The organism is Streptomyces sp. NPDC012888 (genome assembly GCF_042900645.1).
Taxonomy (GTDB): Bacteria; Actinomycetota; Actinomycetes; order Streptomycetales; family Streptomycetaceae; genus Streptomyces.
Map to the genome: position 1 here is coordinate 260,524 of NZ_JBIBBM010000002.1, position 23,711 is coordinate 284,234.

Below are 23,711 nucleotides of genomic sequence, written 5' to 3' on the forward strand. Positions count from 1 at the left end.
CATGACGTCCGTCGTCTGCCCCTTCTGCTTCGACCGGGCCCCGGCCTCCCGGCTGCCGTTCCGCTGCCAGATGCCGGCCACCGGAGTGCGTGGCGGCACCCCCTGCGCACCCGAACGCGACGACGCGTGGGCCGAGTTCATGGGTCCGAGCGTGTCCCCGGCGCAGCGGATGCGCGGGCCGGTCTTCCCGGCGCCCCGCGGCCTGGCCCACTTGCGCGAGCGCGGCTCCCGCGCCGACTGCCCGGCCTGCGGGACGGCCACCCCGGTCCGGGTCTGCCCGCGCTGCCACAGCGACCTGCCCAGCGACTACTGCGACCAGGACACCCGGATCATCGCCCTGCTCGGCCCCAAGGCGTCCGGGAAGAGCACCTATGTGTCCGTCCTGGTCAACGAGTTGCGCAACCGGGTGGGCCGGGCCTACGGGGCCTCGATCACCGCGATGGGCGGGGAGACCCAGCGCCGGGACCGCGAGATGGCCGAGGACCTGTACGACCGGCTGCGGCTGCCGGAGGCCACCCGCCCGGCGGCGCTCGGGTTCAACGACCCGCTGCTGTACCGGCTGAGCCTGCCGCTGCGCAGCAGGTTCCGCACCGGCAGCCGGCACACCGCGCTGGTGTTCTTCGACGCGGCCGGGGAGGACCTGCGCAGCAGGGAGGCGATGGACCGCTACACGAGCTACCTGGCGGCCGCCGACGGGATCGTCCTGCTGGTGGACCCGCTCCAGATGCGCGCGGTCCGCGACCAGCTGCCCGCCGGCCCAAAGACGCCGCTCCCGGCGGTGGAGACGCCGGCCCCGCAGATAGCCGCCGACCTCGCGGCGCAGCTGCGCACGCACGGCCGGGGCAGCGCGCACGGCCGGGTCACCACCCCGGTGGCCGTGGCGGTGACCAAGACCGACGCCCTGCCCGGGCTGCTGGAGCCGCACTCGCCGCTGCTGCGCAACGCCCCGCACACCGGCGGGGTGGTGGACGAGGAGGACCGGCTGGCCGTGCACGAGGAGGTCCGGTCGCTGCTGGACGGCTGGGACTCGGGGGCGTTCACCCGCCAGCTGGACCGGGACTTCGCCCGGCTGTCGCTGTTCGGGCTGTCCGCCCTCGGCTCCCCGCCGCCCCCGCACGCCCCGTCCGACGCGCCCAAGTCGGGGCCGCAGCCGCTGCGCGTGGAGGACCCGCTGCTGTGGCTGCTGGGCCTGGACGGGCTGCTGCCGACGACCGGGTCCCGGCGGAACCGGGCCGCGGCGCTGGTGCCGGCCGCGCGCAAGGGGGGCCCGGCATGACCGGCAGGCCCCGGCGGTACGCCCAGCTGCACTACACCTCCGCCCCGCCCGGGCCGGACGGCTCCGGCTTCCGGTTCACCGCGGTCAGCGCCGGCCTGCCCACGACGGTGTTGCGCGAGGCCGAGCAGCTGATCGGGTACGAGCCGCCCAGGGACGCGCCCGCCCGCCCCACCGAGGAGCAACTCGGTTCCTTCCCGGAGGCGTTGAGCCTGAGCCTGCTGTCCGACGGCAGCCGGCTGCTGGCCCGCTCCGTGTACACGGGTGCCGACTACAGCGGGCGGTGGGGCAACTTCCACACCCACGCCCTGCACCTGCCGGGTCCGGCCGGTCCCGCGGACGGTGCGGACCCGGCGGAGGCCGGACCGCTGCCGATCAGCGCCTGGCGGTCCCCCGAGTGGGCGGCCGCCACCCCGCCCGGCGGGGCGCCCGAACCGCTCGGCGCGCTGCCGGCGCCCGGCCTGCTGGACCTCGACGGGCTCTACGCGTTCGCCGCCCGGCGGTCCGCCCTGCTGCCGGGGTTCTTCGCCGACCTGCGCCGGCTCGCCGCGGACCCGTCGGCCCCGCAGATCGTGCTGGTGGAGGCCGACACCACGGCCATCGCCCACTGGGTGGTGCTGGCGACCGGCGTGCTGCCGCCGCCGCAAGCGCACCGGCTGACGTTCACCACGTACACCCGCCGCCCGCAGCTGGCCCGGCAGCAGCTCGTCGGGGTGCTGCCCGCCGACGCTCCGGCCCTGGCCGGCCAGGAGCACCGCCACCGGCTGTACGACGGGACCCGCGCCGGCGGCGGGGCCGGCGAACGGGCCGCGGAAGGCGGGGCAGCCGGCGAACGGGCCGCGGAAGGCGGGGCCGGGGCGTCCGACGCCCCCGCCACGGCGGACGTGTGGGCCGGCACCGCCGCGCGGGTCTGGCTGGCCCGGCGGCCCGAACTCTTCGCCACGGCCCACGCGTACGCGGCCGGTGGGCCCGCCGGCGCGGACCCGGCCGGCCCGCTCGCCGCACTGGCGCTGGCCGCCGGCGTCGCCCTGGAGCCGGCCGGGCGGGCGGCCGCGGCGGACTGGGCCGCCGACCACCCCGGCGCCCTGGACGGCGTACGACTGGCCGCGCTCGCCGGGGCGCTGGCCGCACCCGGCCGCACCCCCGGGCCGGACGAGGCGGAGGCCTGCGGGCGACTCCTGGCCGCACTCGACGGTCGGGCACCGCGGGCGGTGACCGAACCCCTGACCGCCGTGGTCCTGTCGGCCGCGGCCGGATCGGGCCGGGTCCCCGCGGTGCTGCCGTCGCCCGGCGCCCTCGGCACGGAGGCCCGGCAGCGGTTGGCCGGTGCCCTCGGCCCGCGGCTGCGGGCCCGGATCGCGGACGCCGGCCGGGACCCCGCCGACCGGGCCGGGCTGCTGCGGATCGCCGCCCTGCTCGGAGCCGACTGCACCGACCTGCTGCCGGACTTCGCCCGGCACCTGGCGCGGGCCCTGCTCGCCGCCCCGGAGCGCACCCACACCCGGGCCGTGCGGGCCGCCCTGGAGGAGGTGCCCGGGCTGCGCACCGCGCTACTGGAGCGGCTGGACCCCCTCGCGGCCGGTGATCCGGTGGCCGCGGCCCGGCTGTCCGCGGCCGTACCGCTGCGCCCGGCCGACGGGGACTCCGTACCCCACCTGCGGATGTGCGCCGAGGCCCCGGCGGTGCTGCGGGCGGCCGGGGACCGGGTGTGGGCCGTGCAGCGGCTGATGACCGCCGGCGGGGTGAGCCCGTACGCCGAACCGCTGGTGCTGCGCACCGCCGTCCGGCTCGTGTGGGGCGGCGGCCCGCCCGCCGCGGGCGAGGCGCGGCTGCTGCTGGCCGAGACCGGGAAGGCGCTGCACCGGACCGCCGGGACCTGGGAGGCCCTGGCCGCTGCGGCGCTGGGTGCGCCGGTGGACGACGAGGACGCGCCGGAGCTGGCGCACGAGCTGCTGAGGGCCTTCCAGGAGCTGCTGCCGGCCGGGACGCGGGCGGCGCTGCTGCTGCTGGAACTGGCCCGGGACCTGCGGCAGCGGACGGCGGGCGGCGGCTGGCTGCGGCGGGCCCTGGACCTGCGGGCGGCGGCCGGTGAGGGACTCCAGCCGGGGGTGCGCGACCGGGCCTTCACCGAAGTCGCCCGGCGCCTGCTGGCCGAGGACCGGCCGGAGGGCGAGCTGCGGGCGCTGGTGGACAGCGAGGACGCGGAACTGCTGGCGGCGTACCGGGCGGAGGCCCGCGGGCCGCTGCACGCCGTCCGGCTGCGCGGCAGCAACGGCTGCGTGGCCGACTGCTTCGTGGTGTGGTCCGCGCAGCCGCAGGCCGGTCCGCGCTGGCAGGAGACCCGTACGGACCTGCTGGAACACGTACTGCGCCCGGTGGTGCGGCAGTTGCCGCCGGCCGGACTGGCGGAGACGGAGGAGCACTTGGAGCGGTTCGGGGGACGCTGGGCGCAGGACTTCCGGTCCTGGCAGCGCCCGGGGGCGTTCGGCCGACTGCGCGACCGGTTCGGGGGGCGTGCGGGCGGGGACGGGCTGCGGTGGGGCGGGGTGCGGCCGCCGGGGGACGGCGGGGCCCGGGGAGGGCGTCCCTGATGCTCACTCCGTTATGGCTGCTGGTGGTCCTCGGGTTCCCGCTCTGCCTCTGCTACTGCCTGTGGACGTTCCTCCAGGGGTCCGTCATGGCCGGCGCCCTGGCCCTGCGCCCCCGCACCCCGGGCACCGCCGACTCGCGGATACGCCCGGCCCCGGGAGGGGAACCCGCCGCGCCGTCCTACTGGACCGGTCAGGTGTGGACGGACGCGCTGCTGGTGTGGCACGCGGCCGGACGGGCGCTGTGGGGCCTGCTGCGCTGGGAGTTCCTCGACCGCAGGGTCAGGCGGATGCTGCGCGGGGAGGGCCCGGTGACCGGGTACCGCCGCAACACGCCGGGCAGCCGGCTCCTGTTGCGGCTGCTGGCCCCCGGCGTGGCCCTGGCGGCGGCGGTGTCCGCGCTGGTGGCGACGGCGCTGATGGCGGTGGTGATGCTGTGCTTCTGGCTGCTGCTCGGGCTCGTGGCGCTGCCCGTGCTGGCGGGGATTCCGGCCGGGCGGGCCGCCGACGGGCTGTGGAAGCTGGCCCTGGGCGTCCGGATGAAGTGCCCCTATCCGGGCTGCTACCGGCCGTTCCGGCTGGCGGTGTACCCGTGCCCGGGTTGCGGGGCCGCCCACCGGGAGCTGCGGCCGGGCCGGTTCGGGGCGTGGCGGCACGTCTGCCGGTGCGGCCGGGCACTGCCGGCCACGGCCGTGACGGGGCGGCGGAAGCTGGCGGCGCGCTGCCCGCACTGCGACCGGTCGCTGCCGGCCGCCGTGGGCACGGCCCGGGTGGTGCACGTGCCGCTGGTCGGCGCCACCTCGGCGGGCAAGACGATGCTGCTGGCGGCGATGGTGGCGGGGCTGCGGTCCTGGGCGCATTCGTCCCGGCTGACGGTGGCGTACGCGACGGCCGGCGACCAGCAGGACGTCAACGCGCTGGACCTCCAGCTGCGGCGGACGGGCTGGGCGCACAAGACGCAGGGCGGGCAGCCGCGGGCGCTGATGCTGCTGGTGGGCAACCGGTGGCAGCGGCGGCTGCTGTACCTGTACGACCCGATGGGCGAGTCGATGCGCGAGGCCGGGACGGTGCGGCAGCAGCAGTACCTGGCGCACGCCGACGGGGTGGTGCTGGTCGCCGACGTGCTGGCGGCGCGCGAGGTACGCCGGCGGCTGGACGACGCGGACCGGCGCCGGGCGGAGGACGCGCGGCCGGCGGACACCAGCCCGGTGGACACGTACGCCGCGCTGGCCGGGGAGTTGCAGGGGCAGCGGGGGCGGATGGGCGCGGCGGTGGTGGTGACCAAGCGGGACGTGCTCGACACGCTGGGCTCGCTTCCGGTGCCGGGGGCCCGTACGGAGGAGTGGCTGGGCGCGGTCGGCCTGGACGGGCTGGTACGGGAGCTCGGCCACGGTTTCGCAGCGGCCCGGTACTGGACGGTGAGCGCGTACGCGGCCACCGGGACGGCCCCGCTGCCGGGCGAGCAGCGGCGGGCGGCGGAGCCACTGCTGTGGCTGCTGGCCCGCAGCGGCCTGCGGGGCGTACCGCGGGAGTCGGGGACTGCGCCGCGTACGGCGCGCGCGGCGGAGGGAGACGGCGGATGACGGTGGTCACCCCGCGGATCGCCCGGGGGCGGCGGCTGCTGCTGGGGCTGTACGTGGCGGCCCTGGTGCTCGCCGCGCTCGCGGCCGTGGTGGGCCTGGCGGGCGTGGTCTTCGGGCCGCTGCTGCTGGAGCCGGGCCGCGACTGACCGGAGGACCGGCCGGCCGCGCGGCACGCGCGGCGGGACCGGAAGGAGTGCCCGAAGAGGGCCGGACGAAGGGGAGGAGAACAGGTGAACGACATTCCGGGTGGGGCGATGGCCAACCGGCCCGTCCACTTCATCTGGCTGCTGGACTGCTCGTACTCGATGGAGGGCGAGAAGATCGGGCAGCTGAACTACGCGATCCGGGAGGCGCTCCCGGAGATGCGGTCGGTGGCCGAGGACAATCCGGCCGCCCAACTGCTGCTGCGCACGCTGACGTTCTCGACCACGGCCCGCTGGCACCACAAGGACCCGGTGCCGGTGGAGACCTTCACCTGGCAGGACGTGCAGGTGGACGGGATGACGAACCTGGGCGAGGCGCTGACGGTGGTGGCGCGTGAACTGCAGACCCCGCCGATGCCGGAGCGGGCGCTGAAGCCGGTGCTGGCCCTGGTGTCCGACGGGGTGCCGACGGACGACTGGAAGGCGGGGCTGCGGGCCGTCGACGCCACCCCCTGGGGGCAGAAGGCCGTACGGGTGGCCATCGCGGTCGGCGGCGACGCCGACCGGGGCGTGCTCCAGGAGTTCCTCGGCAACCCGGAGCTTAAGCCGCTGGACGCGAACAGCCCCAAGCAGCTGGCGGCGGCGATCCGGTGGGCGTCCACGGCGGCGGTGAAGGCGGCTTCGCGGCCGGTGGCCGGGCCCTCCGACCAGGACACGCTGCACAAGCAGCCGCCGTACGCGCCGCCGGTGATGGACGACGACGATGACGACGTGTGGTGAGCGGAGCGAGCGAGGTGCGTGACGCGAACGGGCCCGCGGGTCCGCTCTGGGACACCCTGCAGGCCACCCGGCGGGGCGTGAACAAGGCCCTCAACCAGGACCGCTGCCGGGTCGCCGGTACGGGCACGGCCGGGGACCCGCTGGTCCTGGCGGTGGCGGACGGGCACGGCTCGGCCGCGCACGCCCGCAGCCACGTCGGGGCCCAGTACGCGGTGGAGGTGTTCGCCGAGAAGGCGCGCGAGTTCGGCCGGCTCGCCCGGGCGGCGGGGGACGGGGAGGTACGGCCCAGCCTGGGCTGGCTGATGCACTACGCGCAGGACTCGCTGCCCCGGCGGCTGGTCGGCGCCTGGCAGCGGAAGGCGCTGCGGCACTGGGAGCGGTTCCCGTGCGGTGACGCCTCCCGGCCGGACGCGGAGAAGCTGCGGCTGTACGGCAGCACGCTGGTCGGGGCGGTGCTGACCCCGGAGCTGTTCGCCGCCTGGCAGCTCGGTGACGGGGAGCTGGCGGTGGTGGAGGAGGACGGGGCGCTGTGGCTGCCGCTGGCGCCCGGCGAGGCCGAGCTGGGCGACGAGACGGAGTCCCTGTGCAGCACCCAGCAGGCCTGGCAGCTGGTCCGCACGTACTGGGCGCCGATCACCGATCCGTCCCGTACGCCGCGGCTGATCACGCTGTCCACGGACGGCCTGTCGAAGAGCTTCGCCGCCGGCGAGGGCTTCAGCGCCTTCGTCACCGGCCTCGACCAGCGGCTGGCGGAGTCCGGGGCGGCGGAGGTCCGGGCGGCGCTGCCGGAGTGGCTGGCGGAGGCCTCCCGCCACTCCGGGGACGACACCACGCTGGTGGCCGCGCGGCGGAACCCGCCGTACCGCGGCTCGGCGGACACGAAACCGACGGAGTGATGATGAGCGGGATGCTGGAGAACGGGGCCGTGCTGTCGGCGGACGGCGGGGCCCGGGTGGAGGTCGGCGGGCTGCTGGGGGCCGGCGGGCAGGGCGAGGTGTACCGGGTACGGACACCGGCCGGCGAGCGGGCGCTGAAGTGGTACTACCCGCAGTGCGCGACCGAGGAGCAGGAGGCCATCGTCCGGCAGCTGGTGGGGCGGGCCTTCGACGACGACCGGTTCCTGTGGCCGCGGGACTTCGTGGCGGACGGGCGGGGCGGGTTCGGGTACCTGATGGACATCCGGCCGGACCGGTTCAAGGGGCTGCCGATGCTGTTCCGGCGCCGGCTGCGGACCACGCCACGGGCACTGCTGACGGCCTGCCTGTACACGGTGGAGGCGTACCGGGCGCTGCACTCGCAGGGCATCGCCTACCGGGACATCTCCTGGGGCAACGTCTTCTTCGACCCGGACACCGGGGACGTGCTGGTCTGCGACAACGACAACGCGGTGGTGGAGGGCGACAGCGCCGGCATCTCGGGGACCATGGAGTTCATGGCGCCGGAGCTGGTGCGCGGCGATCCCGGGCGGTCCCCGGGGACGCAGAGCGACCTGCACTCCCTGTCGGTGCTGCTGTTCATGTTCCTGATGAACCACCACCCCCTCAAGGGGAAGCGGGAGTTGGCGATCCACTGCCTGGACGAGGCGGCGGAGCGGTCCCTGTACGGCAAGCGGCCGCTGTTCGTGTTCGACCCGGAGGACGCGTCGAACGCGCCGGACCCGGTGGAACACTCCACCGTGCTGGCGACCTGGGCCGCGACCCCGCCGCTGCTGCACCGGCTGTTCACCCGCAACTTCACGGAGGGGCTGCGGGACCCCGCGGCCCGGGTCCGGGAGGGCGAGTGGCAGGACGCGCTGCGGGCGGTGCTCGACTCGGTGGTGGAGTGCGCCCGGTGCGGCCGGCAGAACATGACCGAGCCGCGCACCGGCACGCCCGGCTCCTGCTGGGGCTGCGCCGGGGCGCTGGTGCTGCCGCCGCGGCTGGTGCTGACCACTCCCCCGCCGCGGACCGAGCGGCACATCCTGCTGCACCGGACGGCCCGGGTGCAGGAGCACCACCTGGCACCGGAGCCGACGAGGCACGACTACGGCGACGGCACGGTGGTGGCGGCGCTGGCCGAACACCCGCAGCGGCCGGGGCGGTTCGGGCTGGCGAACCGGTCCGCGACGGCGTGGACGGGCACGCGCTCGGACGGCGGGACCCAGCGGATCGAACCGGGCCAGACGGTGCCCCTGCGCGCCGGGCTGCGGCTGGACTTCGGCAGCGGCGCGGAGGCCGTCGTACGGGCCGGCTGAAGGGGGGCGCCCGGCGGGCGCGGGGTTCAACCGCCCAGCAGGCGGGCGATCTCCTGGGCCAGGGCGAGGCCGCCGCTGCCGGCGGTCAGGCCGAGGGTGACGGTCTCCAGGGAGCGGCGGACCAGGCCGGGTTCGGCGGGGCGCTGTTCCCGGCCGGCCCGTTCCAGTTCGGCACGGAGGGTGTCGGCGGCCTCGATCTGGCCGGGGCGCCGGCCGGGCCGTGCTGGGTGATCTGGCCGTGGTCGCCGAAGACGGCCGGGCCGTGCACGTCACCGAAGGTGTAGGCGATGCTGTTGATCACCTGCTGGGCCTGGTCGTAGGAGCCGGTGTCGACGTTGTGGTCCTTGAGGAACCGCTCGGTGGCGGCCAGCACCCCGGACTGGAGCCGCTGGAGGAAGTCCTGCGAGTCGGTGCGCTCGGAGTGGCCGAGCTCCCGCCAGTCGGAGACCCGTTCCCGGATGCTGTCGCGGGCGCCGTAGTCGTACATCAGGTGGCGGCGGTCGATCTCGCGGCGGGTCCGCTCCAGGGCGCGGGCCCGCCGGCGGCGGTCCCGGGACCGCCGGCGGAGCCGGCCGGGGGCGCCGAACAGGCCGTCGAACAGGTTGCCTCCGGCGTACCGGGCCAGGCTCCACCAGCAGCCCGGCCCGTCCAGGGGGAGGGTGGAGACGGCGGCGGCGTACCGGGCCGCGACCGGCGGGATGGCGTAGGCGGCGACCTCCCAGGTGAGGCTGGGGTGGTGCAGTCGGGCCCGCAGGTGCATGGAGACGACCACCCGGCCGCCCTCGCCGGCCCGGACCAGGCTGAGGTACCGCGGCCGGCACGGCGAACAGGACGGCCGCGGCGGCCGCGGGCAGCCCGGGCGGGCCGTTCAGCGCGCCGTACACGAGGAGGGACGCGGCGGCCGCGAAGGCCGGGACCAGGGCGGCCAGCCGGCGGTCGCGGCGGTCGGTGCGGAGGTTGGCGGCGCGGGCGTGGCGCACCAGCGCGACGAGGTTCACCCCGAGGGACAGCCCGGTGGCGTCGAGCCCGTCCCCGGTCAGCTCCCGGTCGACCTCGCGCGCGAAGGCCTGGTCCAGGTGGACCGCCGCACACAGCTGCCTGGTCACTCCGTCGTCGCGGTACTGCGGCAGCGCCGGTGACGCCCGCGGCTGACTGCCGGTCACGCACCCTTCCCCGGTGGTTCGTGGCCACACCCTACGCGTTCCCCGGGGCGGGCGAGGAAGGAGCGGGGGTCCGCGGCCGCCCCGCGTGTGCGCGCGCCGCGGAGCGGGGGCGGGCCCTACCCTCGGGGTGCATGAGCGCCCTCGTCGTGGTGTACGAACCCGAGCCGACACACGCCTCCGCGGGTGGTGGGGCCGCGGTGGTGCGGGTGCACGCCGCGCCCGCCGCCCCGGGCACCACCGACCGCCCGGGCCCGCGCACCCTGTGCGGGAAGGACACCTTCGCCATGACGCCCTCCCCGCACCGCCCCTCCACCACCCCGGGAGAGGCCTGGTACCCGGAGCGCTACGCCGGCCTGGCCTGCCCCGCCTGCGACGACGCGGTCACCACCGGCTGACCGCGCCGGCGCCCCCGGTCCGCGGCGGAGCCCCGCCCGGCGTCAGGCGGGCGGTGGGGTGGAGGTGGCGAGGCGGAAGCCGACTGGGTAGAGGGGGCCGGGGAAGGCCCCGTGGCGGCGGCGCGTACGCGTGAGGTCGCCGAACCGGGAGAAGCTCCCGCCGCGCGCCACCCGGTAGCCCCCCATCGTCTCCACGAGGTGGTCGGCCACGAACGGGCCGCCCGGGTACGGCTGGTAGTCGTCGGCGACGAACTCCTCCACGTTGCCGGCCATGTCCAGCACCCCGTACGGCGACCGGCCGCCCGGGAACGCGCCCACCGGCGTGGTCGTGTGGACCCCCGTCTCCCGCGTGTTGGCCAGCTCCGCGGCGAAGTGCTCGCCCCACGGGAACTCCCGGCCGTCGGTGCCGGCGGCGGCCAGCTCCCACTCCGCCTCGGACGGCAGCCGCCACGGGTGGCCGGTGCGGGCGGCCAGCCAGGCGGCGTACGCGTCGGCGGACTCAGGGGCGACCCCGGCCACGGGGTGGTTGGAGCGGTCGTACGGGTACGCGCCGAGGTACCACGTGGAGGGCCGCTCCGGATGGCCCGTCGCGGCCAGGAACTCCCGGTACTCGCCGTTGGTGACGGGATAGGTGGCGATCCAGAACTCCGCCACCGCCACCGGCCGCGCCGGGGTCTCCTTGGCGATCCAGGACTCCTCCACGCCGACGTGCCGCCAGGCGTCGACGACGTCCGCCACAGCGTCCGCGGGCAGTCCCATCCGCAGGGTGGCCGCGGGGACGTGGCAGGTGGCGGGCGCGTCCGGGGTGATCCGGGGGTCGCCGGTCAGGGCGAGCACCCCGCCCGCCGCCAGCCGCAGCGGCAGCGGACGGGCGGGGTCCTCGACCACGGCGGCCAGTGCGGCCGGGTCCTGCAGCGGCAGGTCCCGGAGGTCCGGCGGCGCGGGGCGCACGTCCCGCGGTTCCGCCAGCCGGGCCTGCTCGCGGAAGTGCGGCGACTGCGCCACCTCGTCCAGCTTCATGCCTGCCTCCGCTGCTCGATGCCGATGCTGTGTCCGCCGAGGCGGACCTTGGCCTCCAGATAGCGGGCGTTCTCCGAGGTCGGGTAGACGCCGGTGGGGACGACCGCCGCCACCTCGATGCCGTGCTCCCGCAACTGCCGTACCTTCTCGGGGTTGTTGGTGAGCAGGCGGATCCGCTGCACGCCGAGGGTGTGGAGCATCGCGGCGGCGGAGGCGTAGTCGCGTTCGTCCTCGTCGCGGCCGATGAGCCGGTTGGCCGCGAAGGTGTCGTTGCCGGCGTCCTGGAGGACGTACGTGTCGAGCTTGTTGTACAGGCCGATGCCGCGCCCCTCCTGGCGGAGGTAGAGCAGGACGCCGCCCTCGCGGGACATGCGGTCCAGCGACTCGTCGAGCTGGGGTCCGCAGTCGCAGCGCGCGGATCCGAAGATGTCCCCGGTCATGCACTCGCTGTGGAGGCGGACGAGGGGCGGGGCGGCGGACCGGGATTGCCTCGGGGCCGGCGCCGGGCCGTCGGCGGGCGGTGGTACGACGACGGCGAGGTGTTCGCCGCCGTCCAGCAGTCCGTCGAAGGTGACGACTTCGGCGCGGCGGCCGCCGGCCCGGGAGAGCGTGACGCCTACCCGGGCCCGGACCGCGGCCGGGGCGGCCGGGGCGGACGCGGCTGCCGGGGCGGGCGCGGCGGGGAGTGCGGTGACGGCCCCGGCCGGCGCGGGGCCGGGGGTCACGACGGTGACGGGGGCGGTGGCGGTGGCGGTCGTGCGGGTCATGACGCGGCCACCGGCTCGCCGGAACGGACGGGCGCCAGTTCGGTGACGTGCATGGTCTGCTCGATCCGGGCGGTGCCGTCCGCGGGGTCCAGGCCCACCACGACGATGCTGCCGTCCCAGCTGGCCGCGGCGACGCGGGTCCCGCCGTCCAGCGGGGTCATGCAGGACATGCCCTGGCCGAACTCGGCGAGCACCCGCCCGGAGGCGAGGGTGCCCGCGCCGTCCTCCCAGTCCACCGTCCAGGTGTAGAGCCCGAAGTCGTACGAGCCCGCCAGGACGACGGGGGCGTCGGGACCGCCGAGCAGGGCCACGCACTTGACGGACTCGTCCGGCCCGAGCAGGGTCTGCACGTCGGTGAGGCGCCAGGTGTCGCCGTCGGGGCGGAACCGGCCGGCCTTGACGGTGTGGTCGCGGGAGGCGCTCGCCGCGACCCCGTCGCCGAGCGCGGCGACGGCGTTGACCAGGTTGCCGTGCTCCCAGAGCGTGCTCCGGCCGGTGGGGCCGGCGCCCACCGCGATGGTGCGGTCGGTCGCGGCGGAGAGGAAGCCCCGGCTGCCCAGCGGGGCGAGGGACTTGACCGATCCGTCGTGTGCCCCGTGCCTTTCGACCACGCGCAGGGATACTGGGTCGAGGACGATGAGCTCGCCGCCGTAGGTGCCGGCGACGAGCCGGCCTCCGTCCACGCAGAGGGAGGGGACGGGGGCGCCGAGCTGGAGGCTGGAGGCGGTGCCCTGGCCGGGGCCGCCGCCCCGGTCGTAGCGCAGGACGTGACCGGAGTAGGTGCCGGCGTAGACGGCGTCGCCGAGGACGGCGAGGGCGAGCACCGGGCCGTCGGTGAGGTGCAGTTCCTCGACCTGACGTCCGCCGGACCCGTGGCCGTGGCCGGGGTGGAGACGGACGGCGAGGACGGTGCCGGAGTCGCAGCCCACCAGCAGGTCCTCGCCCTGGACGGCCAGGGCGTTCGGGCCGTGGTTGGGGGTGGCGGGTTCGGAGACCGGTACGGCGGTGGCCAGGTCGAACAGGTGCGGGCCGCTCCAGAAGCTGCCCGCCGCGACGAGCGGGCCGGCCACCGACACCGAGCGGGGCCACACCCTGCGGTCGCGGACCTCGTGCAGCAGGGTGCCGTCGGCCGCGAGGAAGTGCAGCGAGCCGTCGTACGCGCCGACGACGAAGGAGGCGTCGTCGTCCGCCCAGGCCACGGCCCGGGCGGCGGACCGGGAGACGGGGACGGACCGGATCTCGCCGAGTTCGCGGTCCAGCAGGACGACGGTGCCGTCGTCCCGGGCGACGGCCAGGACCAGTCCCGAGTGGGACCAGGCGCAGCCCTCGACGGAGGCCTCGTAGTGCCGTACCCGCGGGGGTTCGCCGGAGCCGGGCTCGCTGACGGCGACCATGCCGTCCTCGCCGACGGTGGCGACCAGCCCGTCGGGGCTGACGGACACCATCATGCAGTGGGCGGCGTGCGAGCCGACCTCACCGAGGAAGGCGCCGGTCATGGCGTCCCACAGGGTGGCGCGGCCGTCCTCGGAGACGCAGATGAGGCGTTCGCCGTCGGGCATCCAGGCCACGGAGTTGATGTCGTCGGTGTGCCGTGCGAGCACGTTGATCAGGTCGGCGGGGCCGTCGTCGCGGATGCGCCAGACCGCGACGGTCTTGTCGGCGGAGGCGGTGGCGAGCAGCTTGGGGGCGGCCGGGTTCCAGGCGGAGGCGTTCACCAGCCGGCGGTGCCGGAGCCGCTCCGTCAGGACGGGGGCCGTGGGGTCGGCGAGGTCCCAGATGCACACGGTGCCGTCGTACGAGCTGGTCGCGAGGCGGCCGGCGTCGGGGCTCAGGGAGACGTGGGTGAGGGGCGCCGCGTGGCCCGATGGATTGGACGGCAGGTCAATCGTGCGCATGCTGCGCTCCTTGTGCTGTCTGGTCGGTGCTTCCTGCGGTGGGGGTGGTGGGGTCGTCGGAGTGGTGGGCGTGGTCGGGGTCGCCGGTGTTCCAGTGCGGCCAGAAGCGGGCCAGGCAGAGCAGGGACAGGCAGGCGACGGCGGCGAGGAAGAGCAGGACGGCGGTGCTGCCGAACCCGTTCTGGACGAGGGGGATGACGAGGGGGGCGACCAGCAGGGGTGCCCCGCTGATGAGGTTGAAGAGGCCCTCGGCCCGGCCGGTGACGGTGGGCGGCAGGTACTTGACGATGATCATGGCGGAGACCGAGGTCATCGCCGAGCGCATGGTGAAGAAGGCCACCATGCAGGCGACGAAGAGGACGCCGGGTGACACCGCCATGGCGAACAGGGCGGCCGTCATGACGGCGGCCGACAGGGCGAGGATGGTGCGGGGCTGGACCTGGGCGCGGGCGGCGATGTAGACGCTGCCGGCGAGGGCGCCGACGTTGGCCACCGCCTGCGCGGTGCTGACCGCGCCGGCGGACATGCCGGACTCGTCGCGCAGGTACCAGACCATGAAGGACAGGACCCCGATGCCGCTGACGAAGTGCAGCGGCAGGGCGGTGAGCTGCACGTACAGGACGCGTCGTTCGGCCTTGATGATCCGCCAGCCGTCGGCGATGTCGCGGCCGAGGTGCGGGCGGGAACCCGGGCCGGCCGGGGACTTCGCGTCGCGGGCCACCGGCGGCGGGTGGACGCCGAGGAGCCAGACGGCGATGGGGGCCAGGAAGGTCACCGCGTTGAACCAGAGCAGGCCGAGGTAGCCGACGAGTCCGAGGCCGGCGGCCACCAGCACCGGACCGGCGATGTTCGAGGTGACGAAGAGGCTGGAGAGCACCGCCCGGGAGCGGGCGGCGTTCTCCGGGAACATCGCGGGCACTCCGGTGATCCAGCCCGTCCGGTACATCTCGCCGCCCAGTTGGACCAGGGCGGCGAAGGGGAAGAGGACGGCCGTGGAGACCTGTCCCGCTTCGGCGGACAGCGCGTACAGGTTGAGCGCCACCGCCCCGGTGAGCTGCACGAGCAGGCCGGGGACCACGAAGGCCCGGGGGCCCCAGCGGTCGCAGGCCGCCCCCAGCCAGGGGCTCAGCAGCAGCATCGCCGGGGCGAGGGCGGCCATGAGCGACATCGCGGTCAGCGAGCCGGTCAGGTGGTAGACGTACAGCGGCAGCGCGACCTTGTACGCCGCTTCGCCCAGGTTGTTGGCGAAGTTGCCGGCGGCGAAGATCCGGAACCGTGGGTCCCGCCAGGGGGCGGGTGCGGTCGCCGTGGCTGTGGTGGTCATCGCGGTTCGGTGCTGATCGTGTAGCGGGCGGGGTGACGGGGGAGCCAGCGGTCCTGGAGTTTGGCGAAGGTGCCTTCCTCGGCGGGCTTGTCGAGCCGGTAGAGGGAGAGCAGACCGGTGCGGCAGCCGACGAGGAGGTGGGGGCGGCCCTGGGAGTCGCGGATGGTGGTCAGGGCCTTGGGGTAGTCGGGCAGGTCCTCCATGAAGCCGAGGAACTCGTCGCCCTCGTAGGAATAGGCGGCGACCTGCATGCCGTAGGAGCTCGCGCAGACCAGGCCGTCGGCGACGGTCGCGTTCTCGCAGGTGTTGGAGAGCAGTTCGTACCAGCGGCGGCGTACTCCGGAGCCGATCTCGATCTCCTTGACTCCGCCTTCGCCGGCGTAGTACAGCAGGCCGTCCTGGTACCACATCCGCTTGGGGTACTCGCCCTGGTCCAGGCGCCAGGAGGGCTGGTCCGAGCCGGGCGGGAAGACGGCGAGGACGCCGTTGCGAGTGCCGATGACGCGGTCGCCGGCGGGGGTGTGGGTACAGCCCCAGACCGGCAGCCCCTCGATGCCGAGGACGCCGAGCTCCTCGCCGGTGCGGGCGTCGAGCTCGTACGCGCCGGCGTTGGTGGCGACCAGGGCGCGTGCGCCGTCGGGCGAGACGGAGACGGTGTGCAGGAGGGAGGGCAGGGTGCGCTTCCAGGCGACGGCGCCGTCCGACGCCTGCCGGAAGACGTGCCCGTCCCGGGTGATGCCGATCCAGCCGCCGGCGACGGGGGCGACGCGGCGGGTGAATCCGTGTCCGCTCACGTGGTCGGCGGTGATGTGCAGCGCCGGTCCGGCAGCGCCTTCGCGTACTTCGGCGACGGCGACTCCGGAATCGGTGGCGCAGTAGAGGACGGCCGGGTCCTCCAGTGAGAACTGGATGTCCCAGACGGCCTGGCGGCGGAATCCGAGGCCGCGCAGGAACGTGCCGTCGGGCGCGAGCTTCACGATTTCCCCGTCCTGGCAGAGGACGAAGACCTCGCCGTTCGGGGCGATCGTGATGTCGCTGAGCTGGTGCGGGAAACCGGTGACCGTGCGCTCGATTCGCAGCTCGCGCTCGGAATTGTCGAAGATATGCAGTTCGCCGTCGAAGCCGCCCGAATAGGCGCGGTCGTATTCCGGCGAGAAGATGACGAACTCGACGTCGTCGCGGGCAAAGAGGACCTCGCCCTCCTTCTCCCCGGACATGGAGACGACGACCACACCGTTGGCGATGTCGGCGGATTCACCCTCACCGAAGTCCTGGGTGCACCAGAAACGTTCGTGTCGGGCATCGTAGCGGACCCTGTGGATGTTTCCTTCGTCGAGTTTGACGTGGTCCGGGAATTCAAGGGTGTCGAAGCTGCCGAATCGCAGGTTGCCTTCCTTGTCGGAGATCGCGTGGCGCGTGGGGTGGTCGGTGCTCGCCCATTCCATGGGGCTGCTGCCGCACAGGTTGGGAATGATGTCGAGGACCTCGAAGGTCTCCAGGTCCAGGACGAGCATCTGGTGGTGGTAGCCGGAGGTGACGTACACCCGGCCGTTCCACACGCCGATGCCGCGGGCACTGACCGGAGAGGGTTCCTCGCCCTCGATGAGGGTCGACGGATCGCACACCGTGGCCGGGTCCAAGCGGTTGACCAGGTCAAGCGTGTCCAGGGACCAGCGGAGCACGGCACCCATCCGGTCCTTGCCGATCACCCAGCCGCCGGCCACGGTGAGGCCGTACAGGGGGCGCCCCGAGGGGACCCGCGGGGAGGAGCGGATCACGTTCAGGTCGTCGTCGAGCAGGTGCACGCGGCCGAAGGAGTCCGACGCGAGAAGCCCAGCACCCTCGACGTAGATGATTCGCATGATGCGGTCGGTCAGTTCCACACACATTCCTTCGTCGCCGATATCGAATTCAGGGTATGGGGAGGCCGGCCTGAGACGATGTCCCGGCCGGCCTCCAGCCCCGTCATTTCGCGGGGTATCCAAGCGACCTCAGGGTCACTTGTTGACTCGCACGTTGCGGCGGACCGGCTTCTTCATGACTGTCACCTCCACTTCCCTTTCCGCTGGGCGGGTCGTCCCCGCCTCGGTGGCATAACCATACGAGCCGGGAAGGCCGGAGACGCAAGCATTCACCCCTGTGATTCAGATCACTCAGCGGGCGGGAATGCCAGGGGTCAAGATGAAAACTCGACGTCAACCGTCGGAAAGAAAGAGGTATGTCATGTCGCAACAAATTCCCGCCCAGCTGTGGAAGCATCTCACCAGCACGATCGGACTGGTCTCCGTGCGCCATGCGCACGGAGTGAACGTCATGTCGGCCGAGTGGACTTACTTTGTCAACAAGGAGCCGCTTTATGTCGCCGTGGTCCTCTCCGGGCGCTCGGACTCGCGTGCGCTCCTCGCGGAATCCGGGGAGTTCTCGGTGACCCTGTGCGCCGAGGAACAGGCCGAGCTCGCCGATTTCGCCGGCAGCTTCTCCCTCTCGGAGATCGACAAGACGAGCAGCGAGCTCGTGGCGTTCGGCGAGCCGGCCGCCACCGGCACCCCGTGGGTGTCGGGCGGGCTGGTCTCCATGGAGTGCGCGCTGCGCCACACCCTGGACCTCCCCGTGCACCGGATGTACGTCGGCGAGGTGGTCGCCGTGCACGAGGCCGGCTCCGGCCACCGGCCCCTGGTGAAGCACGGCCCGATGCACTCGCTGGGCGCGCCGGTGCGGCGGTCCGCGGTGGTGGCGGCCGCCGAGGTCCAGGACGACGGCACCCTGCGGGTGGCGGCGACCGGGCCCGCCGCCGAGGGCGAGGACCTGTGGCGGCTCAGCCTCGAGGCGCCCGACGGCACCTCGGTGGACCTGGGCGCGCACCCGTCCGGCGAGTACGGGGACTTCCTGGTCGACCTGCCCCTCCCCGCGGCACTTCCCGAGGGCGCCCGGCTGCGGGTGGACCGCGACGGTGCCAAGCCCGGCTACGCGCGGCTGCTGCGCCGGGCCGGCCGGTGAGCGCCCTGACCCCGGCCCCGGCCCCGTCCCCGGCCCGTGACCCGTCCCCTGACCCGCACCTGCCCGCGACCCCGCTGCGGCTGGCCGCGGTCCAGGCCGAGTCCGTACCGGGTGACGTGGCGGGCAACGCCGTCCACGCGGCGGGCCTGGTGGGACGGGCCGCCGCGGCGGGCGCGCGGGTCGCCGTACTGCCGGAACTCCAGGTCGGCGGGTACGACCTGGCCGCGCTCGCGGCGGGGGCCGGCGAGGTCGCCGCCGACGCGGCCGGGATCGTGGACGACCCGCGGCTGGACGCGCTGCGGGACGCGGCCGTCCGGGACGGGATCCACGTGATCACCGGCGCGGCCGTGCGCCGCCCCGACGGCGCGCTGACCAACTCGGTGCTGGTGGCAGACCCCGCGGGCACCCTCCTGGTCCGCTACGACAAGCAGCACCTCTGGCACGCCGACGAGGCCCGGCTGTTCACCCCGGGCCGCGGCGGGGCCGCGGTCGAGGTCGGCGGCTGGCGGCTCGGCCTGGGCGTCTGCTACGACATGTCCTTCCCGGAGCACGCCAGGTCGGCGGCGCTCGCGGGGGCCCACGCCTACCTCTGCCCGAGCGCCTACGCCGCCGGCAACGAGCACCGGGCGGCGGTGTACCTCGCGGCCCGCGCCCTGGAGAACACGGTCTACAGCGTGTTCGTCAACCCGGTCGGCGGCCCGGCCGACCGGCCCTGCGCGGGCGGCAGCCTGGTGTTCGCACCGGACTCCACCCCGCTGGCCCGCGCCGCGACGCCGGCCCGCGAGCAGGTCCTGACGGCCGACCTCGACCCGGGGGCCATCGCCCGCGTCCGCGGCTTCCTCCACATGCTGGCCGAACACCGCGCCGCCCTGCCGCGCCCGGCCCCCACCCCGGTCTGACCCGGCCCAGGCGGCCCGGCGTCCGGCGGCCCGGGGGGCACGCGTCCCTCCCCCGGGCCCGGCCGGAGCCGGGTTCCGCCGGGCCGGATCAGCCGGCTTCGCCGTCCGGGGTCAGGCGAAGGGAGATGGAGTTGATGCAGTAACGCTGGTCGGTGGGGGTGGGGTAGCCCTCGCCCTCGAAGACGTGGCCCAGGTGGGAGCCGCAGCGGGCGCAGCGGACCTCGGTGCGGACCATTCCGTGCGAGGTGTCCGCGAGGAGCTCGACCGCGTCGGTGTCCTTGGGGTCGTAGAAGGACGGCCAGCCGCAGTGGGAGTCGAACTTGGTCTCCGAGCGGAAGAGTTCGGCTCCGCAGGCGCGGCAGGAGTAGGTGCCCACCGTCTTGGTCTCGGTGTATTCGCCGCGGAAGGCGGGCTCGGTGCCGGCCAGGCGCAGGACCTGGTACTCGGACGGCGTGAGCTCCGCCTGCCACTGCTCGTCGGGCTTCTCGACTTCGTACGCCATGGCGGGATTCCTCAGTTCGACAGGCTGGCCAGGATCTCCGGGCCCAGGTCCGTCACGTCGCCCGCGCCCATGGTGAGAACCAGGTCGCCCGGCTTGGCCATTCCCGCGATCAGGGCCGGGGCCGCCGCCTTGTCGTGGGCGGCGGTGACGTCGGCGCCGGCGGCGCGGGCGGCCGCGATGATGATCTCGCTGGTGACGCCGGGGACCGGGTCCTCGCGGGCCGGGTAGATGTCCAGGACCACGGAGGCGTCGGCGAGGGCGAGGGCCTGGCCCATCTCGGTGCCGAGCTCCTGGGTGCGGGAGAAGAGGTGGGGCTGGAAGAGGACCAGGATCCGGGACTCCCCGGCGGCGCCGCGGATGGCCTCCAGGTCGGCGGTCATCTCGGTGGGGTGGTGGGCGTAGGAGTCGATGACCTGCACGCCGCCGGCCTCGCCCTTGAGCTGGAGACGGCGCTTGACGCCGGTGTACTTGCCGAGGGCCGGGGCCAGCTCATGGGCCGGGATGCCCAGGGCGGCACCGGCGGCGAGGGCGGCGACCGCGTTGTGGGCGTAGTGGCGGCCGGGGACACAGACGCCGAAGGTCAGCGGGCTGCCGTCCAGCACCACGGTGACCTCGCTGGTCAGGCCGCGGGGGGTGATGTCGGTGATGCGTACGTCGGCCTGCTCGGACTCGCCGTACGTGACCACGGCGAGCCCGGGGTGGGCGGCGCGGACCCGGCGGGTCAGCTCGACCGCGCCCTCCTGGTCGGCGGAGACGACGAGGGTGCCGCCGGCCACGACGCGGCCCGCGAAGGTCACGAAGGAGTCGTGGATCTCCTCCATCGACGCGTAGTTGGCGTGGTGGTCGAGCTCGGCGTTGAGCACGATCGCGACCTGCGGGGCGTACTTGTGGAAGCTGCGGTCGCTCTCGTCCGCCTCGGCGACGAAGATGTCGCCCTCGCCGTGGTGGGCGTTGGAGCCGGGCGCGTCGAGGTCGCCGCCGATGGCGTACGAGGGGTCGAGGCCCAGCGCGGAGAGGGACACCGCCAGCATGGAGGTGGTGGTGGTCTTGCCGTGGGTGCCGGCGACGGCGATCGGGCGAAGACCGTCCATCAGCGCCGCGAGGGCGTCGGAGCGGTGGACCACGGGCACGCCGAGCTCGGCGGCGCGGGACAGCTCCGGGTTGTCGGCGCGGATGGCGCTGGAGACGACCACGCAGGTGGCGTCGTCCGCGAGGTGGCCGGCGGCGTGGCCGATGTGGACCTGGGCGCCGTGCGCCCGCAGGGCCTCGGCGGTGGCGGAGTCCTTGGCGTCGCTGCCGGCGACCTCGGCGCCGCGCTGGGCGAGGATCTTCGCGATCCCGGACATGCCGGCCCCGCCGATACCGATGAAGTGGGGTCGGTCCATGGCGGTCGGCAGGCCGGGCGAGGTCATTCGGGTTGCTCCAGGATCGAGGGCGTGCTGTGGCTGGCGCCAGCCTAGTGGCTCGGGCGCCGTCCGGCGGCGCTCCGCGGGGGTGCGCCGCCGGTCGTACCGGGGGTGTGCCCGGGCCGTGCCGGGCCCGTGACATCCCGGCGGCGCGGGCCGGCGGTCCGCTATTCGTTGTGGGCGAAGAGCTTGAGGACGGGTACCCCCACCTTGTGGCGGGCGCGGGAGGCCCAGTCGCGGTGGAAGAACTCCTCGACGAAGTGCGGGGCGGTCAGGACGATGACCTCGTCGGCGCCGGTCTCCTCCACCACCGCCTTCAGCTTGTCGAGGGGATGGTCCTCGACGAGCTGGCCCACGGCCCGTCCGCCCCGCTTGCGCAGGGCCGCCAGCGAGTGCTCCAGGGCCTGCTCGGCGGGCGGCAGGGCCGCCGTGCCCTCGGGTTCGTCGGCCTCCCGGATCGCCTCCGGGATCTCGCCGAGCGCCACGTCGTCGATGGCGCGGAGCAGCCGGTCCTGCCGGCCCCGGGGCTGCATGAGGACGAAGAAGGAGACCGGGTCGTCTCCGTGCAGGGTGGTGACGAAGTCCACGTCTACGGATGTCAGAGGCTTCTCGATCATCAATACGCTCGTGAACACGGACGCCCTCTCCTTCATGGGCCGCGGCGGCCCCTGCGGAAACCATCCTGCCCCGCTGTGGCACGGGGCTCGCGCTGGTAATAGTGCCCAGCGGGAGCTAAGCGGAACGATAAATTCCGCAGCCTCTCAGAACCGACGGTAGCGGCTGAACAGGAACCCGGCCTCCTCCAGCAGCGACGCCAGCTCCAGGCGTTCCGGCACCTTGATCCCGGGGCCCCCGGCGATCCGCTGCGCGGTGCCCGCGGTGAGCATCGGCGACACGGTCAGGCACAGCTCGTCCAGGACGCCGGCGGCCACGAACTGGCCGAGCAGCCGGGGCCCGCCCTCGGTGAGCTGGCGCACCAGGCCCAGGCCGGCCAGCTCGCGCACCGCCCGCTGCGGGTCCACCCCGGCGCCCTCGCCCGCGACGACGACCCGCACGCCCGCCGCGGCGGCCTCGGCCACCCGGTCCGCGGGCGCGCCGGCCCCGGTGAGCAGCAGGGTCGGTACCAGCGGAGCGCTGAACAGGGGCAGCGAGAAGTCGAGGTCCAGCCCGGCCGAGACCACCGCGACGGCGGGGGCGGGGCCCTGTCCGGCGGCCGTGCGGCGCTCCGCGAAGGCCTCGCGGGCCCGGGCCGGGCGGTACCCCTCCTGGCGAACCGTTTCCGCCCCGACCACCACCACGTCGGCCAGGGCCCGCAGGGTGCCGAAGATCCGCATGTCGGTCTCGCCCGAGATGGGCTGGGAGCGGCCCTCGTGCTGGGCGGCCCCGTCCAGGGTGGAGACCATGTTGGCGCGCAGCCAGTGCGCGCCGCCGGTCAGCGGAGGGTAGGCGTACGCATCCGCGATGTCGTCGAGCGACCACTCGTGGTCGGTCTCGTGCGGTGTCTGATCGGTCACAGGGAACAGGCGGCGCATGGGGGGCAGTCTTCCACGCCGTAGAGTTGAATGCTGTGTCTGCATCTCTCAGCCAGTCCGGCGGCGCGGCCGGAGCGAGCCACATAGCCGGAGCCGTCCCCGGAGGGACGGGCCTCCTCGGCACGGGCCCGCTCGCGCTCTGCGCCCGCGAGCCCCACGTCCCGGCGGAGCGGCTGGTGGCCGAGATGGTGCCGCCCCCGCGGTTCGACTCGGTGCGTTTCGACACGTACAACCCGGACCCGAACCAGCCCAGCCAGATCGCCGCGGTCAAGGCGCTGAGCGGCTTCGCGGGGGGCCTCGGCGGTGCGCACGCCTCCGGAGCCGGCAAGCGGCGCTGGTTCTCCCGGGCGCCGAAGCCGGAGGCAGGCCCCCGCGGGATCTACCTCGACGGCGGCTACGGCGTCGGCAAGACGCACCTGCTGGCGTCCCTGTGGCACGCCACTCCGGCCGAGCCCGCGCTGAAGGCGTTCGGCACCTTCGTGGAGCTGACGAACCTGGTCGGCGCCCTCGGTTTCCAGCAGACCGTGCGGACCCTGAGCGGGCACCGGCTGCTGTGCATCGACGAGTTCGAGCTGGACGACCCCGGCGACACCGTCCTCGTCTCCTCCCTGCTCGGCAAGCTGGTGGAGCAGGGCGTGGCGCTGGCCGCCACCTCCAACACGCTGCCCGGCAAGCTCGGCGAGGGCCGGTTCGCCGCGGTGGACTTCCTGCGCGAGATACAGGGCCTGTCCGCGCACTTCCGCCCGCTGCGGATCGACGGCGAGGACTACCGGCACCGCGGCCTGCCCGAGGCCCCGCCCCCGTACTCCGACGAGCAGGTCACGAAGGCCGCGTACGCCACGCCCGGGGCCAGCCTCGACGACTTCCCCGGGCTGCTCGACCACCTGGCGCGGGTGCACCCCAGCCGTTACGGCGCGCTCACCGAAGGCGTGACGGCGGTCTGCCTCACCGACGTGATGCCGGTGCCGGACCAGTCCACCGCGCTGCGGCTGGTGGTCCTCGCCGACCGTCTGTACGACCGCGAGATACCCGTGCTCGCCTCCGGAGTCCCCTTCGACCGCCTGTTCGGCGAGGAGATGCTGGCGGGCGGCTACCGAAAGAAGTACTTCCGCGCCATCTCCCGGCTCACCGCGCTGGCGCGGGACGCGAAGGGCCTCGTCTCGCAGTAGGTTTGGGGCGCCGGAGCGGTCGTCCGAGACCGCCGTCCGGTC

The 23,711-nt window shown here is 74.7% G+C and carries 22 protein-coding genes; 12 read left to right on the plus strand and 10 right to left on the minus strand.

Translation table 11 applies throughout. From position 1 onward, the window contains the following. Nucleotide 1 precedes the first annotated feature (1 nt). From ACFY61_RS03605 to ACFY61_RS03635, 7 genes are all read left to right on the plus strand, one after another. Nucleotides 2-1,276: a hypothetical protein gene (locus ACFY61_RS03605; RefSeq protein WP_389466459.1), complete on the plus strand. Its 1,275-nt coding sequence runs from the start codon at nucleotides 2-4 to the stop codon at nucleotides 1,274-1,276. Continuing rightward, the gene (locus ACFY61_RS03610; protein ID WP_389466461.1) at nucleotides 1,273-3,864 is read left to right on the plus strand and encodes a GTPase-associated protein 1-related protein; all 2,592 of its coding nucleotides are present in this window, start codon (nucleotides 1,273-1,275) and stop codon (nucleotides 3,862-3,864) included. The genes ACFY61_RS03605 and ACFY61_RS03610 overlap by 4 nt, the downstream gene beginning before the upstream one ends. After that, nucleotides 3,864-5,444 (plus strand): hypothetical protein, encoded by a 1,581-nt coding sequence (locus ACFY61_RS03615; protein ID WP_389466464.1) that lies wholly within the window; start codon nucleotides 3,864-3,866, stop codon nucleotides 5,442-5,444. The genes ACFY61_RS03610 and ACFY61_RS03615 overlap by 1 nt, the downstream gene beginning before the upstream one ends. Then, nucleotides 5,441-5,590 (plus strand): hypothetical protein, encoded by a 150-nt coding sequence (locus tag ACFY61_RS03620; protein WP_389466467.1) that lies wholly within the window; start codon nucleotides 5,441-5,443, stop codon nucleotides 5,588-5,590. The genes ACFY61_RS03615 and ACFY61_RS03620 overlap by 4 nt, the downstream gene beginning before the upstream one ends. Before the next feature lie 108 nt (nucleotides 5,591-5,698). Further along, the gene (locus tag ACFY61_RS03625; protein WP_389467008.1) at nucleotides 5,699-6,367 is read left to right on the plus strand and encodes a tellurium resistance protein; all 669 of its coding nucleotides are present in this window, start codon (nucleotides 5,699-5,701) and stop codon (nucleotides 6,365-6,367) included. 14 nt (nucleotides 6,368-6,381) lie between these two features. After that, the gene (locus ACFY61_RS03630; RefSeq protein ID WP_389466469.1) at nucleotides 6,382-7,263 is read left to right on the plus strand and encodes a protein phosphatase 2C domain-containing protein; all 882 of its coding nucleotides are present in this window, start codon (nucleotides 6,382-6,384) and stop codon (nucleotides 7,261-7,263) included. Nucleotides 7,264-7,265: 2 nt separating this feature from the next. Further along, on the plus strand, nucleotides 7,266-8,600 hold the full coding sequence (locus tag ACFY61_RS03635) for a protein kinase (protein WP_389466471.1): 1,335 nt from the start codon (nucleotides 7,266-7,268) through the stop codon (nucleotides 8,598-8,600). Nucleotides 8,601-8,685: 85 nt separating this feature from the next. On the opposite strand, the gene ACFY61_RS03640 is transcribed toward ACFY61_RS03635, so the two are convergent. Continuing rightward, entirely contained in the window at nucleotides 8,686-9,372 is a 687-nt protein-coding gene (locus tag ACFY61_RS03640; protein ID WP_389466473.1) for a hypothetical protein, read from the minus strand. Here ACFY61_RS03640 and ACFY61_RS03645 point away from each other — a divergent pair. Both ACFY61_RS03645 and ACFY61_RS03650 read left to right on the plus strand, forming a co-directional pair. Further along, a complete protein-coding gene (locus tag ACFY61_RS03645; protein WP_389466476.1) occupies nucleotides 9,359-9,739 on the plus strand; it encodes a hypothetical protein in 381 nt (126 codons plus the stop codon). The genes ACFY61_RS03640 and ACFY61_RS03645 overlap by 14 nt on opposite strands. 155 nt (nucleotides 9,740-9,894) lie before the next feature. Beyond that, nucleotides 9,895-10,158: a hypothetical protein gene (locus ACFY61_RS03650; protein ID WP_389466479.1), complete on the plus strand. Its 264-nt coding sequence runs from the start codon at nucleotides 9,895-9,897 to the stop codon at nucleotides 10,156-10,158. Between the two features lie 42 nt (nucleotides 10,159-10,200). On the opposite strand, the gene ACFY61_RS03655 is transcribed toward ACFY61_RS03650, so the two are convergent. From ACFY61_RS03655 to ACFY61_RS03675, 5 genes are read right to left on the minus strand one after another with little or no spacing between them, the layout of a single operon-like run. Beyond that, entirely contained in the window at nucleotides 10,201-11,178 is a 978-nt protein-coding gene (locus ACFY61_RS03655; protein ID WP_389466482.1) for a formylglycine-generating enzyme family protein, read from the minus strand. Next, nucleotides 11,175-11,945, minus strand: coding sequence for a GTP cyclohydrolase II (gene ribA / locus ACFY61_RS03660; protein ID WP_389466485.1), 771 nt, complete (start codon nucleotides 11,943-11,945; stop codon nucleotides 11,175-11,177). The genes ACFY61_RS03655 and ribA overlap by 4 nt, the downstream gene beginning before the upstream one ends. Further along, the gene (locus ACFY61_RS03665) at nucleotides 11,942-13,840 is read right to left on the minus strand and encodes a WD40 repeat domain-containing protein (protein ID WP_389466488.1); all 1,899 of its coding nucleotides are present in this window, start codon (nucleotides 13,838-13,840) and stop codon (nucleotides 11,942-11,944) included. Before ACFY61_RS03665 ends, ribA begins: the two co-directional genes overlap by 4 nt. Beyond that, nucleotides 13,827-15,164, minus strand: coding sequence for an MFS transporter (locus tag ACFY61_RS03670; protein ID WP_389466491.1), 1,338 nt, complete (start codon nucleotides 15,162-15,164; stop codon nucleotides 13,827-13,829). The genes ACFY61_RS03665 and ACFY61_RS03670 overlap by 14 nt, the downstream gene beginning before the upstream one ends. Then, entirely contained in the window at nucleotides 15,161-17,047 is a 1,887-nt protein-coding gene (locus tag ACFY61_RS03675) for a WD40 repeat domain-containing protein (protein ID WP_389466494.1), read from the minus strand. Before ACFY61_RS03675 ends, ACFY61_RS03670 begins: the two co-directional genes overlap by 4 nt. 340 nt (nucleotides 17,048-17,387) lie before the next feature. Between ACFY61_RS03675 and ACFY61_RS03680 the strand changes: the two genes are divergently transcribed. Then, complete coding sequence (locus ACFY61_RS03680) at nucleotides 17,388-18,161, plus strand: flavin reductase family protein (protein WP_389466495.1); 774 nt, start codon at nucleotides 17,388-17,390, stop codon at nucleotides 18,159-18,161. After that, the gene (locus ACFY61_RS03685) at nucleotides 18,158-19,060 is read left to right on the plus strand and encodes a carbon-nitrogen hydrolase family protein (RefSeq protein WP_389466498.1); all 903 of its coding nucleotides are present in this window, start codon (nucleotides 18,158-18,160) and stop codon (nucleotides 19,058-19,060) included. The genes ACFY61_RS03680 and ACFY61_RS03685 overlap by 4 nt, the downstream gene beginning before the upstream one ends. A gap of 88 nt (nucleotides 19,061-19,148) precedes the next feature. Here ACFY61_RS03685 and msrB read toward each other — a convergent pair whose 3' ends face one another. The 4 genes from msrB to ACFY61_RS03705 form a co-directional block, all read right to left on the minus strand. Beyond that, a complete protein-coding gene (gene msrB, locus ACFY61_RS03690; RefSeq protein ID WP_389466500.1) occupies nucleotides 19,149-19,562 on the minus strand; it encodes a peptide-methionine (R)-S-oxide reductase MsrB in 414 nt (137 codons plus the stop codon). 11 nt (nucleotides 19,563-19,573) lie between these two features. Continuing rightward, nucleotides 19,574-20,974 carry a UDP-N-acetylmuramate--L-alanine ligase gene (murC, locus tag ACFY61_RS03695; RefSeq protein ID WP_389466502.1) on the minus strand — a complete coding sequence of 467 codons (1,401 nt, stop codon included), beginning with the start codon at nucleotides 20,972-20,974 and terminating at the stop codon, nucleotides 19,574-19,576. 161 nt (nucleotides 20,975-21,135) lie between these two features. Beyond that, nucleotides 21,136-21,603, minus strand: a complete 468-nt coding sequence (locus ACFY61_RS03700; RefSeq protein WP_389466504.1) for an indole-3-glycerol phosphate synthase — start codon at nucleotides 21,601-21,603, stop codon at nucleotides 21,136-21,138. Between the two features lie 126 nt (nucleotides 21,604-21,729). Beyond that, complete coding sequence (locus ACFY61_RS03705; RefSeq protein WP_389466506.1) at nucleotides 21,730-22,500, minus strand: pyrimidine reductase family protein; 771 nt, start codon at nucleotides 22,498-22,500, stop codon at nucleotides 21,730-21,732. 83 nt (nucleotides 22,501-22,583) lie between these two features. Here ACFY61_RS03705 and zapE point away from each other — a divergent pair, with 83 nt between their 5' ends. Beyond that, nucleotides 22,584-23,669, plus strand: coding sequence for a cell division protein ZapE (gene zapE / locus ACFY61_RS03710; protein ID WP_389467010.1), 1,086 nt, complete (start codon nucleotides 22,584-22,586; stop codon nucleotides 23,667-23,669). Nucleotides 23,670-23,711: the final 42 nt, after the last annotated feature.

Coding starts and splice junctions, on each gene's coding strand:
- ACFY61_RS03605 (WP_389466459.1), top strand. CDS start 2: ATGACGTCCGTCGTCTGCCCCTTCTGCTTCGACCGGGCCCCGGCCTCC.
- ACFY61_RS03610 (WP_389466461.1), top strand. CDS start 1,273: ATGACCGGCAGGCCCCGGCGGTACGCCCAGCTGCACTACACCTCCGCC.
- ACFY61_RS03615 (WP_389466464.1), top strand. CDS start 3,864: ATGCTCACTCCGTTATGGCTGCTGGTGGTCCTCGGGTTCCCGCTCTGC.
- ACFY61_RS03620 (WP_389466467.1), top strand. CDS start 5,441: ATGACGGTGGTCACCCCGCGGATCGCCCGGGGGCGGCGGCTGCTGCTG.
- ACFY61_RS03625 (WP_389467008.1), top strand. CDS start 5,699: ATGGCCAACCGGCCCGTCCACTTCATCTGGCTGCTGGACTGCTCGTAC.
- ACFY61_RS03635 (WP_389466471.1), top strand. CDS start 7,266: ATGAGCGGGATGCTGGAGAACGGGGCCGTGCTGTCGGCGGACGGCGGG.
- ACFY61_RS03645 (WP_389466476.1), top strand. CDS start 9,359: ATGGAGACGACCACCCGGCCGCCCTCGCCGGCCCGGACCAGGCTGAGG.
- ACFY61_RS03650 (WP_389466479.1), top strand. CDS start 9,895: ATGAGCGCCCTCGTCGTGGTGTACGAACCCGAGCCGACACACGCCTCC.
- ACFY61_RS03655 (WP_389466482.1), bottom strand. CDS start 11,178: ATGAAGCTGGACGAGGTGGCGCAGTCGCCGCACTTCCGCGAGCAGGCC.
- ribA (WP_389466485.1), bottom strand. CDS start 11,945: ATGACCCGCACGACCGCCACCGCCACCGCCCCCGTCACCGTCGTGACC.
- ACFY61_RS03665 (WP_389466488.1), bottom strand. CDS start 13,840: ATGCGCACGATTGACCTGCCGTCCAATCCATCGGGCCACGCGGCGCCC.
- ACFY61_RS03670 (WP_389466491.1), bottom strand. CDS start 15,164: ATGACCACCACAGCCACGGCGACCGCACCCGCCCCCTGGCGGGACCCA.
- ACFY61_RS03680 (WP_389466495.1), top strand. CDS start 17,388: ATGTCGCAACAAATTCCCGCCCAGCTGTGGAAGCATCTCACCAGCACG.
- msrB (WP_389466500.1), bottom strand. CDS start 19,562: ATGGCGTACGAAGTCGAGAAGCCCGACGAGCAGTGGCAGGCGGAGCTC.
- murC (WP_389466502.1), bottom strand. CDS start 20,974: ATGACCTCGCCCGGCCTGCCGACCGCCATGGACCGACCCCACTTCATC.
- ACFY61_RS03705 (WP_389466506.1), bottom strand. CDS start 22,500: ATGCGCCGCCTGTTCCCTGTGACCGATCAGACACCGCACGAGACCGAC.